The sequence below is a fragment of the Candidatus Omnitrophota bacterium genome, from assembly GCA_028693815.1.
In the GTDB taxonomy this organism is placed as follows: Bacteria; Omnitrophota; Gorgyraeia; order Zapsychrales; family Aceulaceae; genus Aceula.
This window is the reverse complement of sequence record JAQUUP010000001.1, coordinates 146,097-165,448: the sequence shown is the minus strand read 5'-3', so window position 1 is coordinate 165,448 and position 19,352 is coordinate 146,097. Positions and strand designations below refer to the sequence as shown.

The 19,352-nt window shown below is 39.8% G+C and carries 1 protein-coding gene (only partly in view); it reads right to left on the bottom strand.

Going from position 1 to position 19,352, the window contains the following annotated elements; genetic code table 11:
* Window positions 1-19,352 carry part of the coding region annotated (locus PHY73_00675) for a M24 family metallopeptidase (GenBank protein ID MDD3374223.1) on the bottom strand (this coding region is incomplete at its 3' end). 25,130 nt of the annotated region lie to the left of the window's left edge, so 19,352 of the 44,482 annotated nt are shown.

Genomic DNA, 19,352 nt, shown 5'->3' with positions numbered 1-19,352 from the left:
TGAACAAGATTATAAAGACCCGTGTCATCAATAAGAAGTTTGCCGTCTTCATCAACGATAAAATTAGAATGCGCCGCAAACTTTGTAACTTCGCCCGCAGATGATTGGGCTGTGGTGTTTTGTTTCGCGACGTCGTTATACAAGCCATCCGTATCAACAACCTCAGAATTATCAATAGTTTTTGCGATCTCCGCTCCAGTGGAATCCTTAACAAGGCTCAAAGCTTCTTCCATCTGTGTGCGTCCACCTTCTTTATGCTTAATCCAATACGTCATAGCTGGCGCCAAGGCATCAGAGACTTTTTCACCGTTATAATTTTCTGTTTGCGCTAAAAAGCGAAGTTCGTTTTCAACCTTACTATCGACATCAACAAAGCCCTTGACCGTTTTAAGAAAATCTAATCCCCATACTGCACTACCAAACTTTTCGTGGCCTGATACCCGCTGACGCATTTGCTCTAAACGGTGCAAATTTTCTTTTTGTTGATCATAATTATTTATTGACTTTGTTAACCGATCCTTCTCTTGTTGTTCACTTTTAGTTAAAAATGTTTTTTCCTTTTTATCTTTTATAGCGCTACTATTCTTTTTATTCTTTGCAGAATCAGCATCATCTACATAACCTTCATCCGCCTTATTCTTTGCTTCCTTATCTGTTAGCTTCTTTAAGGCCTCTTTGTTAAACTTTTGCCCTAAAGCAATTTGTTTTCTTTTAGTAATTCCTCGAGCCTTTCTCTGCTGTTCACTCAACAAATCAGCAAGCTCTTGATCCTTTTCTTGAGATGCATCTGCATAACTTAAATAAGCCCTATTGTAAAATTTATCTCCGGAATGTGCATAAGCGTAATAATTCGTTAAAGCCCTTAACGATTGCGCATAAATCTCATTTTCAAGCATTCTACTAGGTTTTTTACTCTCATCTGTAATGTCTTTTTCACTATCAAGCTTTATCTCATCGTTCACAAAAGACTTAATCTCTGTTGTAAGACCCAAAGATCCTGTTTTGATAATCTGAGGTGTGCCGAGTTTTTCAATGGCTAGCGGCTGATAAAGAGGTCCCTTCGCCATCATAGGGTCTTGTTTCTTTTGTTCTGAATTCGAACGAGAAAAGAAAATTTTTCTAAACACAGACATCTTCTTCGAAGGCTGGTCTAAAACATCATTCGCTTCACTTGTTACTGTCTCAGCAGGAAGATTCTTAAAGAATTCTTCTTGCTTCTTTTGCTGAAAAGCTACAACCGCAGAGAATAATCTACGATCATGCGACAATTGATTCAAGAAATAATATTTGTTTACTTCAAGATTGTCGTTCGTGAAAACACGAGCGTTTAACTTATCATCAAAGAGATAATCGCTTTCATCCTTCTTGTCTTTATCCTTATATTCGTTTCGCTTAAACGAAATACCTGTCATCAAATCACTAACAAATTCCACATGATCTGCATTATCTGCATCTAGCATGCTGGCCATCAAATACCCATATGCGTTACGCCTATCCTCGCTCTGCTCTGTCTGTGTTTGTCGCTGAGCATAAGCCATAATTTCAGAAACAGACATGTCGCGTTCTACCTCGAGAGATTCTGTTAGGGCTTTCTTCATCCTTATGGCATCACGCTGAGCCAAAAATTTATTTCCATAAACTTTTCTTTCGTCTTCTTGTGTATTGATCATATATTTTTGACCAGCTGCGATAGAAAGACCAGCAGCAAATACCGACGCACCACCTATAGCAGTGATTGAAACAATTCTTTTAAAGCCAGCGCTATAATCATATTCGACTAAAACGCGCTCTGAACCAGCAGAAGCAGAAGAAGGATTCTTTTTTCTGTTTTCCCAATATTCTTTTGATTTTTGACTAAGCTTTTCACCGTCACCAAGCTTCCGCTCAAGGAAAGACACTCTCTCAACTGCAAAACGAGTATTTTCTGCATTACTTTTCATATATTCAGGCAAAAATCTTGCTTCCATAGTATCGCGAAAAACACGCGCAAAATCTTTAGCTGTCTTAACTGTTAGAAAACCTTCTTGCCTGCTAACTTCTTCCGCAGTTTTAGAAGGACCCGTGCGGAAGCTTAAAGATAGCTCTTCTCGCTCTACTTTTAAAATATTCTGTGTAATATCATTCTGATCCTTTTTGCCAAGACTATTAAACAATGTGTTCTTATCACTTTTCCTCAACTGTTTTACAAGGCGATCCACGTCAGATTTTTTATCTGGATCTCTTTCTCTAAGTTTTTCTAATTCTTTAATCAAACTTCTTGATTTTGTCGTTTTAGTATTTAACAATGTCTGGGCTTCGGCTTTAGCATTGGCTTGTGGAGCCCCAAGAATCTCACGCAAAGTTTTTTGCTGAGCAACAAGTCCTTCTTCAAGAACTTCGCGCGCCTTGCCAGCTCCTCCCTGACTCAAGCTCAAAGAAGATTCACCTTTCTTATCATGAATTTTTTGTAATGCCTCTTCAATCAAACGCCTTGTTTTTGGACTACGAGTCTTTGCTTTTAAATTACGCAAATATACTTCTGGCATATTAGTTTGAAGCTCAAGCAACTGCTCAGCAAAGATTTCTTGAGTAAACTTTGTTTGATTTTCTCCTTTGGCTTTCTCAGCAAATTTTACAAACTCTTTTTCCCCGTATTGCTTAATACCTTTTGCGCCTTCTTTAAGAACATAAAGCTCTCGCGCAACGCTATGAAGCATATCATTATCTTTACCTTGCTTTCCTACCCATCGGAAACGACCTGACCATTGTTCAATAAAATACGCAGCTGTTGCTTCATCTGCAATAAGAATTGATTTGTCTTTTCTATTTCCAAGTTGTCTGCTTTCAAAAGTTTTTCCAAATGTCGAATTTTTCTCAGCCAAAACAACAATATTGTCTTGATTTCGCATCAATCTTTGAAGCGCATCAATATCCGATTCCTCGCTTCCGTTTTTCTTAACTTCTTTCTTAATGCCTTCAGCATCTTTTGACCAATTTTTAAGATTTGTCTTAGCCTTATTTAGATCCACCTTAACAATCTTTCCAGTTGCTAAAGCCACATAAGTCTCAAGAGGCTTGCCAGCTGTACTTTTTTCTGCAACCTGCTTAATCCAAGACTCATGAAACTTATCTCCACCATTTCTTCCAAGTCGAACATGATCCGATGCAACATAAAAGGCAGACAAGTTACCCTCACGCTCATTAAGCGCTTTTTTAGCAACTAGTTCAGCCGATAAAGCTTCAAAAGCTTGCTCATAACTAAGCTTTTTACCGTTAACATCAATCTTCGCAACGTTAAATTCACCAGGATTACTTTCACCTTGTTTCTTACCATAAACTACAGCGCTGTAATAAGTCTCCAAAAGATTAACATCTAAATCGTACAGCGTTCCTGTGGCTGCCATAACAGACCCACCGTTTTCTGTAAACATGCGGATAACATCTAGATCAGTTGACTGAGATCCTTCTTTATCATTAAAAATATTTTCTCCATTCTCTTTGGAGCTCCATTCCCGTTCCAGTATTCTGTTTCCTTCAACATGAAGAGCAACTTGCTGATACTTGTTGTGTACGCGAACATTTTCATTTGCGCCGCCATAACGACCTGCAGGCGTCCAACTACCGCTGGACAACTCTACTTGGTCTCTCGAAGTAATTTGCTGCTTCGCAAAAGCCAACGCCTCAAGGATAGATTCAACTTCTTTAAAAGTCTGTTTGCCTGTTGTCGCGCTCCATTCTTTAGCCTCTGCATCCCATTTTAAGCCACGAAGATTTTCTAGCTCACCGTTTTGACTCTTCCAATGAGGGTTAAGAACGCCCTCTTCAGTTTCAATTTTTAATTCAATCTTTCCTTCTGCTCTCAACATTTCAAGCTTTTCATTCATAGCTTTTGTTTTGACAGCTAAATCTTCAATCTTTTTAACTTCATCATTTTTCTTGCTTTCTGAAATTGGATTGGAAATCTGTAAGGATGGAAGCGCCTGAAGCTCTCCTTTATACAACAAAGTATCGTGTGAGCGGATCATCTTTGCTAACATCGAAGATGCTTGATCATTCTGATGAATAAATTTCAAATCTTGATCTGTAATATGTACTAGCCCTCCCTTACGCATCTTTGCTTTGATTTCTCTAGCAATAGCACCTGACCCTTGATTCTTCACAGCATCTAAATCTATGCCCTGAATCCGCTTTTTAAAATCTTTGAAAATCTCTCCCTTCATATCTCTGCCAAATTGACCGATAACACCCAAGAATTCTTGACCTGCCAAATCCTGAGTTTGACCAAAATTTTGATTGTACTCAACCTTATCAGCCTCCGCAGAAACAAGCAAAGGTGATTTCTGCCCTGTTAGAAGCATAAAAATATAGGTTGCCAAAGGCGCAAAAGAACTTTTGCCAGAACCTGTCTTTCCTAAAATAACATAAAACTTGCCACTCTTTGTATCTCTAAGGGTTCCAGCCTCTTTTGTTCTTGCCAATCGACCATCTTTGGTAATCTCCAATCCTGCTTCTTTAAGGAGATTTTCATTCCCTTTTTCCTTGATTAACTCATTCAAGAACTTGTGCTCTTGTGCATTAATTTTAACACCTTTTCTCGTGCCCATAACCTGGCGAACCAAAGAGTGAAACTGCACATCATAAGCCCCATCGGAAAGAGTTTCGTGCAATTGAGCATAGACATTTTTCTCTTCCCTATTAATCCTTACAAGATTGAAAGATCCTGGTTCTTTAGAAGCTTCAATCTTTAAACCAATTTTTTCCAACGCATTTGTTTTTTCCCCTGGGTTATTGCCTTCGTTTGTTTTCTTGATTATCTCGTCAAATTTAACCTTTGCCTCTTTGCTGATAGGAACACTACCCGACTCGCTTAACTGAGCTTTAAAAACAATATCATTCACAACTTCAAAATCACTAAAATTGCCTTTATACATCTCCGAACTAATCTTAGAAAGAAGTTGGCTAAGTTCCTTCTTAGCTAAAGCCTTATTCAAAATATTCTTATTAACCTTATTCTTGCCGGCGAGAGCGCCAATTGTCTCCTTAAGCCCAGGACTTGCCTCAAAAAGTCTTCCCATGAGGTCTCCGCCAGCGCTCCACTGCTTGTTTTCTTTTTCTCTTTTTTGGATACTGTTTCGTACAAAATCCTGACGTAAACCTCCCAAGAAGAAATCAGCTAAAGCATATGTATATTTAGCTGCCACATTACCATTCTCCATAACGTTATTCCAAGAAATCTTTTCTCTGGCCACATCGATAACAGAAGCAGCTAACTTGTAACCCTTAGACGACTTTGCTCTTTCTACAAACATTTCAGCTGTGGTTCTTCCTACATCAGAGCCTGACAGCTTTCCTTCTAAAACTTCCATCTTGTTAGCAGTCTTAAGCATTTGCTGATCCAAGCTAATATTTTTTTCAACATTTAATGATGACTTATTCTGAGCGAAAAAGCTTTCCTTAAGTTCTTGCGCCTTCTTAATACTTTTCTCAAACTTCTTCTCTAAACGATTCTTTCGTGTCCAGCTTGACACAGATTTACTCGTTTCAGATGCATTATCACTCTTTTTACCAGATCTATCTTTGTTCCTTGCGATTTCCTTTAATGATTTTCCAATCTCAACAACAGAGTTTGTTTTCTCAATAGCGCTATTAACAGACTCAGCCCATGATTTACCAACTTGGCCATCTTTAGATGCAGCCAAAAGCCCTTCTAATTCTTTAGTTAAATTAGTTAAAGAACTTGGATCCTGATCTTTTTCCTCAAGCAAATCCCTTATTTTGCCTATGCGCTTTTCAGCAGCTTCATAAGTCTTGACCAAAGGCTCTATAACACTTTTTCCTTTTTCAGGCCCTACAACCTGCTCTAATGCTTTGTCAGCATTTTTCTTCCATTCAGCACGATCGGCTTTGCTAGACGGAATCTCACCAACTTCTTTAAGTATGCTTGAGAATTGAAGCAATCCCTTGCCATCTAACTCGGTTACCACAGTATTTAAGCGATCCCGAGTTGTAACCAAACCATTAACCTCATTAAGCGCCTCTTGGGCCTGCGTGAGCCATTCCCTACTTGATTGATCTTTCTTAGGTCCACCTTGAAAATCTCTAAGACCTTTATACATTTCCTGATCAGACCTACTTGTCTTATTTGCCTTAGTAAGATTTTCTGTTATTTCTTTGCGTACTCCAAAGACCTCTAGTTCGGTATCAGCGCGAGCCTGCCAATCTTCCATCTGCTTTTCATTTTCAAAACCTTTTTTAAACTCTTTTTTCAAGCTCCTAAATGATTCCGATTGTCTATCGCTAGAAGCAACCTTTGTACCCTCAATGCTTTTGCCTGTTTCCTGAGCCTTCTTAATTCCTTCGATAACTTTTCCAGCGCCATCTGTTGTTTCTTTGATCGCCTCATAATGAGTTCCCTCAAGCACCTTTTCCTCTAAAACTTTATCATGTGAGGTTAGTTTTTCTAGGCTCTCTTTAGCTATCTTTCTTGTCCCTTCAGGCAAACTTTTATCATTAACTATATCTTTAAGCTCTTTAACCTGCTTAGCCTGCATTGTTTTTATATCCGTTTTTACGCTAGATTCTACTATTCGTCCATGATTAAATCCTGCCACACGAGCAAACAACGCCATGCTCACAACACCAAAAATCTCAGTCTTTTTCATACTCTTTTCAATATCATCTTTTTCTTTTAAGTCCATGGCAAGAGGGCTAAGTGGACCATTTAACTCTTCGTTGCTCAACTCTTCCAAAGCGCTGGCAATCTCGGCTTTTGATGCACCTTCAACGTTTGCATTAATAACACCAATTCTTTCAGAGTCTATTCTGGCTTGATCTCGCTTTGCATCTCTTGCGATTAACCCAGCCACAATAGGGTTGTCCCCGTCTTCTACAAATGCACGCAATCCTTCACCCGCTGTTCCGTCCAAGAAAACATTTAACCCTTCGGAAAAACCTGAAAAATAAAGCGCTCTGTCCACATGCCCGATAAATCCATGGGAAACAGTTCCCAACATCGTTTGCTTGCCGCCAGCCATACGCATGCGTGTCACTTGATCTTCATAACTTTTAAATTTTTCAAAAAATCTACCGACGCGACCACCCAAACGACTAAGACGTGAAAGAGAGTTTTCTGCAACAGATAAGCCCTTGCCTACAACGCCACCGCCAGACCTAGCAATGGCACCAACTCTTCCCTCAGCCATACTCTTTGTGCCAAGCCCGCCAGTGCTTAAAACAACAGAGAGCCAAAGACCTGTACGCGGACCAGACCCCAAAGCTCCAAAGGCAAGCTTTTCAAGCATGGGCATATTTTCCTTGCGCTCATCCGAAACTGTAATTCCTTCTGGAACTTCAAGCTCAATTTTAAAATCACCACGTTTTCGATCTTTCAAATATCCATAAAAACTTTCAAGACCAGCACCAGTAAGCTTAAAAATTGGATCAATAAGCATAAACGAAACCGCTCCAGAGCGCATCTGCAACTGAAACGCCTTGGCCCCAGAAACAGTAATACTTTTCGCTTGGCCTGGAGTAAGATGTGAAAGAAGGCTAGGTTTTTGCACAGTCATGCCTTTAGGATTATGAAATTCCATCAATCTTTCGCGAATAGATGCCGCGTGACCTGAAGAAGGTCTAAACAAAAATCCTGCCATAAAACCAAGGGTTGCACCACGAGTCGCACGGCGCATCAAGTTTTCACTTGACCACATATTTTTCGTTGATTCATTAAATCCATCTCTAAAGCTTAATGAGCTATTGTACCCATCCCAGATACCCTCAACATATCCGCCTAAAGCCACATCTGCAACAACGCCAGCTGCTGTTCTAGAACCATAGTAAGCAAGCCTGCCTCCCCAAGCACGCACAGCAACAGAAGTCTCACGAACAATCAAATTAGCAATCTTATATCTCTCTCCAAAAACTCTGCCGGCTTTTAAAGAATCAACTACTTTCCTATAAACACTGGCCTTTTCTAATTTTTCTATTGCTTTGTAAGAATCTCGAATGGCTTGTGTTGGTTTGAGCATGTTCTCGCCAGAAACCGTATTTTTAAATTTTGCCCAGCGGCTTGTCTTGGCAACTTTCGCTGCAGAACCAGCTTTTGACACCAAACTACCTTCTGCTGCTGCATTCTTCATACGTGAAAATAGCTTTGTTCTTCCAAGAGTGCCTTTCCAAGCCTTTGACAAATATTTTGCGCTAACATTCTTAGTGCTAGAAAATGCATTTTTAGCAAGACCAAGTCCAGGTCCCGCCAAGGCTATAACCCCACCAAACCAAGCACCCATCTCCGCACCCATCTTAGCCTGTTGCCAGTTTTCCTTCAAAGAAAGAAGCTCTCCATTGGCTATAAGGCTCATGGCATTACCCGTCCCAACAAACCACATAGCACTTTCTGCGGAACCCCGCAAAACAAAACCAGGGGAATAAACTAAACCTCCACCAATTGCCATACCCTTCGCAAAATTTTCAACAGACCACCCATTGATTGAAGAATTAACCACTCCGCCAGTTGCAGCACCTACTCCAGTCAAAACCCCCCGGCCTAAACTAGTTTTACTAGCACTAATTGCCTCAGCTGTCGTAGCTTTCACAAAACGCGCTCCTATCTTTGGTGCTCTCTTTAACATTCCACCTGAAACAAATTCGCCAGCCTTTAAATATGTTTTTGCAAACACTCCCTCAGTAGCAGCAAGAGCTCTACCAACCTTAGTTTGAGTCATAAGCGCATCTTTCCCAGCAGACAATGCTGTTCTTGCAGAAGCGACTACTGGAGCTACCTTAAGATAGCCCAGTCCAGCTCCAAGAGCTCCAGTCAGAAAACCATTGCCAATAGCAGAGGCCGAAGAGCTTACTTCTCCTGTTACGTGCAAACTAGCGCCATCCAATAATCTATCAAAAGCCACAAAACTCATCAAAGTCTTGCCCCCTACGCCAGCCCCTCCAAAACCCATGGTACCAGCGGCTGTCAGATATTCTTCAGCAGCACCCAAAACTTGCGCAATCGCATTTTGAGAAAGGCTTGTCCAGTAATTTCCACCCTGCTTATTTTCCTTAGACTGAATCTTTAATAAGGTCACGAGACTTGCAGATTGTTGGGCGCTCACCAATTCTTTTGTATAAATATCCTTAACAAGACCTTTTTTCTTATCAAACCAAGCTAATCCTGCATCTGCCATTAATTTGTCTGTTGGCCTTTTCCCTCCAGACGCACCTTTCATCACTGCTGCATAATCAGCTCTACTCAAAGACCTATTTGCTTCTTTTTTATTGCCTAAAGCATACTGCACACCGGCGTTTCCTAACCAAAAAACAGACTGAAAAATACCATCAAAATGCTCTGTAATCATTTGGTATTGCGAATCTTTTTGCAAACTCTTCATTTGTCCAGCAAGCCAACTGTCTTTTTCCTTAACGAAAATTCTTTCTTCTCTGCCTTCATGAATTTCTTGACCAAGATTGTTGTAATAATCTAAAGTAGGGGTAAATGAAAATTTGTTATCAGATGAGAAACCAACAGAAGCAATAATAGTCCTGTCCCCAACAGGCTTGTCCATTGTCACCATGCCGCTAGATTCGACCTCCCTGTCAGATTCAATGAATTTTCTTAAAAGCGATCCAAGCGCATCCCGGCGATTATCGCTAGAAGTTTGAAATCCATAAATAATGCTTGCGCCTTCAATAGCATGGTTAATTCCTTTTTGTTCCAAAATCTTAGCATAGTCCCGAGAACTGTACATTCTTGCATCGGTATCATAATAAGAAATATTATCAGTATAAGCTAAATTTTTTCCTTCAAAAACGTTCAAACCATTCTTGTAATCAGCAAAATTATCACCCTTGCTTTCATCAAACATCCATCGTTTAGTAATATCTTTGCCCCACTCCCACGCACCGGATTTCTCATACTGTCTCATCACTGTTGAAACAACATTCAACTTAACCGTAATATCTTTTTCTCCTAATTGTTCAAAAGGCTTTCCGCTGTCTAATCGTTGCTCTTGAAGCTTGATGGCACCTTCAATCTTATTATTATCTTTGAAACTAATAACATTTGTATTCTCTCCGCCTATGAAATCAAGAGTAGTGATCCCATCTTTTTTGCTGATGCCTGTGATCATAGAAGATTCCGGAGAAACATCGAGCGTGCTATACTTTGTCCAATCTGCTGAAGATTGGACGCCATCGCTACCCATTGCCTTTAAAAATTCCCATTTAACCCCTTCAGCCTCAACTTGCGGACTAACCGAAGCCCCGGCAGCGCTTAAAGATAAAAATGCTGGTACTGTACCTTCCAATCCATCAATAGTATTAATACCTTTTTTATCTTTAGCTGTAAACGAATCTACAATCCCTGTATCAAAATCCTGCAAAACACCAAAGTTAGTCGTATACCCTAAATTTGTTTTGTCTCCGCCACCTTCTGCTGTGGAATGGACAATGCCTTGCGGAATAAAGGAAAGATTTTCAACACCATAAATCGTCTTTTTCTTACCATCTTCGCCAACAGTTTCAGTCTCATACTGATACTTAACGGATTTCCAAGCATTTTCTTGACTTTCAACGGGATCATAGACTCTTAAAGTGTCTTGTTCTTTAATTTCAATTTTCTCAACAAGCTTAGGAGGGCCTAAAAGATCAGCAGGAGCATCAGGATCCAACTCTAAAATAACGTTAAAAAGATTATCCTGATGAAGCAATGTTTTATCAGAAAATTCTTTAGCAAATTCTTCTTGCGTAGTGCCCGCTAAATAAAGCTCACCATAAAGAGTAATATCTTTTATCAAAGTACCATTATCATCAACAAACGCAATATCTTGTGATAAGCCATCGTTATCTATAGCATTCGCAGCTAACCATTCTTTAGCAACATCTTTTAGATACAAGTCAACTTCCTTTGAATATGCCTTCTTTTCTTCAGGTGTTAGATTAGAATTTCTAAGACCTACGAGCTTGCTAGCAATCTCATTCAATAAAGCAGTGTTCCCTTTTTCGCTTCGCCCAATTTGTTTTTCTTTTTTCTGCCAAACACCAAAATGATATTTTCCACTGGAATCAGGCGTATTAAACAAAGCAAGTTTGATATCACCTTTTCCGTCGGAATAATTCCATGTCTGATCAAGCGCTGAAATTAAAAGACCTGCACGCTTAAGATCTGACGACGGATCACTGCCCTTTTCTTGACTATTCGTATTTTCCTCTCCATATTGATAATCTCCTAAAGCAACTGGACTAAAAGTCCCTTTTAGCATAAAATGGTTATTATCGCGCAAGGACACACCACCATTGGCTCGGCTGCCCATAAAACTCTGGGTATAAACACCATTGCCATCCTCACCCCAGCTATAAGCAACAAGACCTTTGATATAATCTTCACTAATCGTAATGTCTGCAGCTGTCTCCGTTTTGCCATCAAAAGTTTTTTCGGTTGTTTTAAGCTCTCGAACCCCATGCCAAATGCCTTGATTCAAAGCAAGAGAATTAACATCAACAGAACCTAAACTTTCTAAGGTTCCGTCTTTTGCCCACTCTGCTCCCTCCATAAAGGTAAGATAATTGTCACCTGACCCCATGTTAATTTCGATCTTCTTGTTAACAGAGCTTGTCTTGTGCACATTATTTACATCAACAGTAATGTTAGTGCGATAGTCTTCAGCCTGCTTATCAAGCCCGCTGCCGCCGCTAGACTTTCCATCTTTTTGAGCAGGAATAAGCAAGTTGTCGCCAGCAATCCTAAGAGAAAAATACTCTTTCTCTTGATCGGTTCCCTTCTCAGAAAACTGCGCTACAGCATCTACAACATCAAAATGGCTCTCGGAATAACCTCCATTTTTATCCGGTTCTGTCTGAAAACCTTCTCCACTTGAAAAATACATCGTGTCTGCATCAAAAATAGAAATCACATTTTTCTCATCATTCGTATTGAATTTGCGACCAAGAACATAATCATTAACATGACCACGAACACCTAGCCCAGCTAAATCATCTTCTCTAGAACCAAAATCCATACGATCGCCAAACCTCACCTCAACGCCAGATCCAGAGAACTGTCCTGCCCCAGCGATTGTCAAAGGACCTTTAAATCGTTTATCAAGCTTATCGTCTCCCCAATGATCACCGATCACAGCGTCTTTAGTATAAGCGATGCCGGAATAGCCTTCATCAATCGTGCCTTCCTTATTTAAAGCGTCAGTATACTCTCCTTCATGCAAAGACATCTTTCCCTTATTAAGGATATTGACATTAGTAAACATCGGCTCAAATGAAATGCTGCCATCCTCGCCATCTTTGCCCTCACGCAAAACAACAGAAGTTTCACCCCCGGCCAAAACAAAATCAGATTCGGGAAGAACACGATTCATATAATTTAAATTTAATTTTTCGGTTTCCACAGGATTTGGATTTGGCTCGCCTCCAAGCTCTGTAATACTCTGATCAATAAACGGCGAATAGCCAAAGGCAGCACGATCAAAAACAAGATGCAAGCCATCCTGTTCCTGCGAATGACGCGTATAGTCACCTGGGTTAGCCAAGACAATCTTCAAAGAATTACCTTCCTCTTTAATAGATTCAAAATCTGGTGCAAGAAAATCTGTATACGCTTTGTCTGCATATACTTCTTTCGCATAAACCTCTAAATAACCCTTTAGAGTCTCTGCTGATAAACTGTCATCAATACTGGTCAATTTTTGCGTCGCATCTACGCGAGCAATCGACAAATCTTGATTCTGCTTAAAAATTGTTTTTCCTTCTGCATCAGGATAAAAATCAATCATGTCTGACAATTCCTTAACAGAAATATCTGTTTTCAAAGATAGGTCAAAATTCTTACCGTTCCATTCTGCCTTTCCTTCTCGCAAATCAGAAAATTCTTGATTCATAATATTTTCTTTAAAATACGCACCTTGACCTTCAAAAGCACCATTCTGAGTAATGCGCATCGGGCCAAGAGTTCTTTCCTCGAACGGATTCTGCGCTAAATACGTATCATCAAAAATATGAATACCAGTATGACGATCGACAGTCTGCATGTCTCCATTTTTGCCATAAGAAAATGTTTTAAATGTTGGCTTAAAGAGGTATGTAGCATCCTCGAACATAGGATTAAAACTAACGCTTCCGAATGAATAGGCCTCAGGATTTTCTATATTATCACCTTTAAACAGCAAGCCAGATAATTCCATGGTAATGTCACCATGGAGCAAATTAACATCGGTGCCGTGAAGACTGGTCGTGGTCCCGTCTTCATATGCAACCGTCTCACCTGACATGGCCAGCGGAGCAATGAAATTTAAAACTGTCGGAGATGTAGATGTAGAAGAATCTTCGTTAGTTTCTGATGCAGGCAATTCTTTGGAAAACGACATTTTATCTGCCAAGAAAGTGTCTGGAGCTTGTTCACGACCCTGTTGTTCTTGAGACTGAAAATAACTAACAACAGGCTCTAGCGCAATCTTCTCTTCATAGCTCAAAGGCTCTCCTGTAGCAGCTTTCTCCAAAAGAGCAAACTCATCGCTACGCCCTCTATGCTCAGCAAAGAAATTTCGCCCCTCTTGCAAGCCATCCTCAGTCGCCATATCAAACGGTATCTGCTTTTGGCTTAAATTCCCTAAATCTTCATAGATAAATTGATTTTTGAGCTCTTCGCGCTCTTCAGGGGTCATGTTATTATATTGATTTGACGCCTGCTGAATAGATTGATTTCTTCTTTGATCCTCTGCATTTAAATACGTCGACGGGGCAAAAGCTAAAGAATCTTTAAAAACAAGATCAAAAGTATCGCGGTTACCTTCAAAATCAAATCCGCCTTTAGGACCTGTAAGCTCAAGACCAAGGCCTCCATCGTTAGTCATATAGATTTTATCGAGTATGTCGTTCAGTCCAGCCTCTGTAAGTGTGTATTCAGAACCACCACTTTTGTGGGTTTTGCCAATGTCTCCTCCTAGAGCCATCTTTGCATATTCTTTAACTTGCTCTTTGTCATATCCATCAATAGCCTGAAACCAACCATCTGCATTAATATGAGTCTTGTCAATTTTTTCATTCTTTCCATCACCAGTACGCCATTGCAACTCAATCAAATTCTCAGCAAAAGTATCTAGCGTTCCATATTGAGCATCCTCTGCGCTCTCGGTACTTTTCTCTTGTTCTTTCTTCTCTTCAATCTTTTCAATCTTTTGCTCTCCCGCAACTTGGGCGCTTTTTGATTCTGGATTTTGTTTCTCTCCTAAATTAATAGTATGATTAGCCATTCCATAACCCCGTGATGGAATGCTCACAAAATTCTGCTCCTCATTGTTTTCTGAGTATGCATCCGCAGAAGCTTCAGATGACGTAGATTCTTTTACAACCTGAACATTTTTTGGTTTTAGATTTTGCTTCTGATTGATCTCTTCCTCGCTCATCACTTTGCCGTCTTTTAATTGTTGTGTTTTAAGCGTATAAAGACCTTTTTGACGTTGACCAACAAGAGTTTTGGTTCCATCGATGCCGCCGAATATTTTAGATCTTAACGAAGAAACACCTGTCATTGCATCAAAGCCAAAAGATTCTGACGCAACTGTAGATAAAAATCCTTTTATTTCGGGATGAGGTTTCACAACTCGCGTTTGAACACTATAGGTGCCGTCGGTCTCTTTAACCGTGTTTATATCACCAACCTTACGTTGAGTATAAAAACCAAGGGGACCAAACAATCCTTTGCGCTTTGATAATTCTCTAACATCCAAATCAACAGACATCGCCGAGCTCTGAGACGATTCCCACTCCTCGTTAAGGAAATGCTGCCGTGCAACACCTTGATCAAACTCTAAAACATCATATCCGCGTTTTTTGGTTTGCGGCAAAATCGAAAACTCAGAAGAGGAAACATCTGCCAAATCAATTATTTTTCCATCTCTGCCGGTTAACTTAAGTTTATGTCGAAAATCATCTTTATCGACCTGTAAATTTATTGCGGTGCGATATTCCCAAACACAAAGATTTCCTTCCTTATCAAAGAAAGCATCTCGAGGAGCATCAGAAGGACGAACAAAAGGTGAGGCAAGATCGTTAGCATTTTTAATAATTCTATGTGAAGAAAAATCACGGCCAATATCAAGATTATAGCCACCATAAACATCTGGATTGCCAACAAGCCCAAAAGTCAATAGTCCTGAAAATACTCCGTTGATTTGATGCATTGACCCTTCATTATAAATACGCCTAATCTTGCCTTCGCTATTTTTCACAAGCGTGAAATTTGAATCCCAAGGGTTAGCGCGAATAATCCTGGTTCTTCCACTATCATTAGCAGGCGTTTCAATTCTACGATTCCCTAATCCTCCCCAACTTAAATCAAGAGAACCTTTTGAAAATTCTAACCCATGAACAACATTATTGATCGTCCATCGCGAAAGCTTACTTTTATGATAATCAATTAATTCAGATACATAATTAGTTTCATACATATTTAAAGAAAAATACTGCTGCTGAACACCGTCGATAACGTCACTTTCATCCTTAGGCTTCTCTTTCAAAGCATTCTCTTTAAGAGCATCTTTAAGCGCTTTATCATATTGGGCCAAATATCTTGGTCGCATGCCGCTCATTTTTAAAACATGGTCCACACGATAAAAAATATCCTGAGATGAAGTCTTGTAATAATCCGTGCCTCTAGCCTTGTCGTCTTCATAAGTCGCTCCGGTCAAAGATCCTAACCCGCCCTGCGATAGTAAATCGCGGCCAAAAAGTTGTGTCTGAACGACCATAACATTTGCCGCATCAGCAAAAAATTGTCCTGCCACAGATAAAACTTTTCCAGCGCCTGTTTTCTCTCCTTCAAATGGATCTTCGTATTCAGGCTCAGGATTCTTAAGCCCAGGAATCTTCAATTTTTTGTTATAATCAAAAACTTTTTTCTCATATGCCTCATTGTAACTTATTTGTGTTTTAACACGATCAGATGGTATCACAGGCGATTTCTTTAATTCGTCCAATCTAACAATGGCAGCTTCCCACTCTTCATCAGAACTTTCTTGACTATTAATGATTTCTTCTTGTTTTTTGATATCTTTCTTATAGGCGATCAAATCTTTTCGATACTTTTTCATTTCACGGTCACGTTTACGCTGTTCTGGCGTTCTATATCTTGGCTTGTTTTCAATCGCTGACCATGTTGCCGCAGTCAACCCTGTAATCGCTGCTGTCCCTAAAAATGCGTACATCTGAAACTCTAAGCTCGAAACACCTTTTTCGTTCTTCTCTCCTGTTTCGTAATTCACAGCTCCCTTCACATGTTTTTCTGCCAACCGATCAATGTGATACGCCACAAAAGATTCAATCGCTCCTTTCGAAAAAGTCCCTAATAATTCTTTTCCTAAAGGCTTAACATTTTCGCGCAAAGGATTTCCTTTAGCATCAAAAACCGTGCGTGTCGCTGGTCTTCGATAAACGCCATTGTCTTCACCAATATACCGGCGGATGCGCTTGTCATACTGTTTATCTGTTTCTCCAATTTGTTGACTGTTCTCTTCTCTTTCCTTATAAATTGCAATATTGCGGTCAGAAATCTTTCCGCGGTATTCTTTATATGATTTAAAATATAAATCATTATCGTCTTCTTCAGCCTCGCTACCATACCAAGAAAATTGCGAAATGCGATCTAGAGGTATGCCCATTGACATATATTTTGCAACAATCTCTCCTCTTTTTGCACTAGAGATTTTTTTGACATAATCATCAACTATCTTACGACGATCTTTACGAGAAAGACTTTTAGGATCAACGCCAGAGGCTACATAAGGTGTTATCTCGTAATGAGAAAAAGCTTCCTGCTCTAGCCATTCCTTCCTATCTTTAAATATAACTTTGTCTATTTTTTTCCAAACTTTATTTTGCTTAGCAACCTTTCCTAAGAATTTGATATACCCCTTATATTCTTTTTTAGCTGCCTCATAATCCACATTTCCTTTTTCATATTTCCCATCAGCATAACCTTCGACTAATTCTTTCTTTGCGATATCGAGCTCTCCAAGCGAAGCGCTCGCCTTCTCGTTTGCTTTAAAAAATTTGTTAAGTAATTTATTTGCTTTATTTTGGCGTTTACTTGAAACATTAATTGATAAGTTGTCGGCAGACCAATCTTCAAAATTACCATCAAACTCATCAAGAAAAATACCTGCTTCGCTTTGAGCCTTGAACATTTTTTTCGCATTGCGATATTCTTTACGACTATCAAAATCATCTTTTCGATTGCGATATCCTAAAAGAAAATTCCTCTCATTACCCTCTTTATCTTTAGCGGCTAAAGAACGATGACTCTGTGATTGAACAAAACGATCCCAAAAAATACCTGTGACCGAACTGCCGAGTTGACTCAATGATTGAACAAACTGTCCTTGAGGATCGTGCTTGCGTCCACCAAAAACCTTGGTGTCTGTGGCTAACATCCCAAGCCCTGTACCAGCCAACCCTAAAACAGCGCCTCGGCCAACCATCTTACCTTCAGAAACTAGGTTGCCTAAGAATATTGAACCTGCGCTTTTACCTGCGCCTTCGGTCGTTTCAAGACCAAGACCCAAAACTAAGTTAATTTCCTTTGTGTCGTCCTTAATAGCAGCATTAATTCCAAGCTCCAAAGCGGAAACCACTGTAACTGAAAGACTAGAAGCAAGAGACGAGCCCACTGTATAAACAAGATCTTTAACAAGAAGATTAGCATTAGGCATCTTATTTTCAATATATGAAGCAATCTCATAATTAGCCCAACCGCGCATTCCACCTACAACAGCACCAACGATATAGCTTTTGAGTACACCTTTTGTTGGATTAAGCTGAGACCAAATGCTGTCTATCACAGCATCGCTTAAATGTACAGCTTGACCGGCTGCTTTTATCATGTTATAGCCTTCAGCAGAGTTAATCAAATTTATAGATTCCTCAAGATCTGAAACTACCCCCAAATCTGAAGCTACCGTTGATAAATCCGTAGAACCCGGCCCAATCGAGGACGTATTAAATCCAGGGGCCTCCACGATAGCCTCACCCACGGCTTCTTTTACCAACTTATCTTTAACCTCTTCTTTCATGCCCTCTTTAAGTTGATCTTTAACCTCTTCTTTCATGCCCTCTTTAAGTTGATCTTCAGCCGCGTTCATAGCCTCTTCTGCAGCTTGCGAGCCTACTGTTAGTGCTGTTGACACAACAGAACAAACAATCGAAGTTGTTTTAGCATCCCAGCCCCATTGCATAATACCGAATTGTCCAAGAGAATTAACAAGTTTATATATCGCCTGGGCTTTCATGTAGGCGCCAATCACCTTCATAGCAACTCTTACTTTATCCGCATATTTTAAAGCGTCTCCAGCCCTTTTTATCCCTTGCCCATAACTAACAAACAACATGACAACGTCTACACCTTTAGAAATCCAGAAATCTCTCCAGCCCGTATCCATTGGGCCCATGGCTCCAAGATAACGATTATGCCATTTCGAACCCCAAATAAAAGCCTGCTTTTCATCAGAGACTTTCTCGGCATACTTGGCTAAAAAGTCATTTTCTTCGGCAAAAACAAACCCTGAAAATTCTTGGACAAATTGATCCAAAGGCAAAACTTTTGTTTCACCAATATCATTAAAAACAACATTGCCTTCTTCAAAGGCTTTAACAAAAACAAAATGTTCTGGATTTAAGTTTGCAATAAAAGGAGTTTTGACTTGCTGAATATCAACGCCTGAAATCTTAGCAGACATAAAATTAATTCCATAGGCATTAGCGATGGTGTCAATCGCATAAAGCGATGTCTTTAGTTTTGGGTCACCAGCCTTGATAATTTTACCTAAAATATCAACCGTCAAAGTCAAAACAGAAGCTTCTTCAAGTTCAAGGCCAATCTGATAAGAAGCCAACAAATCTTTTAAGGCATAAACACCGCAATTAATTGTGTGAGTATCAGGATTTTTAAGCCATGCGACCATGTCGGCAACACCTTGCTCATCAAATGTCGCATTGGAAGAAACCAAAAGGCCGCGCTGCTTTTCAGAGCCTGCAGCATCGCTATTTGGAAGAATAATTTTAACTTGAGGCTTTTCTTTGTCTTGAACTTGGGCCAGGACATGCTGGATATTTTCAGAAACAGTTTCAAACGATTTGTCCCCAACATAGGCATCAACGCTTTTTCGATTCCAAAGAATAGCAGGATTATAGTTAAAAGCCCAGCTAACCTGCTCTGGAACAAAAACAAGAATGACCACCAAAGCAACTGTGCGAATCCAGCCTTTAAATCGGCTCTGGAATTCTTGCGCATATTCTGGGGTTATATCATCTGAAGCTTTTGAAAACACTGGTTGGGGCTCATAAGAAGACTTAGTTAAACCAAAAAAAAGAGTTCTCAT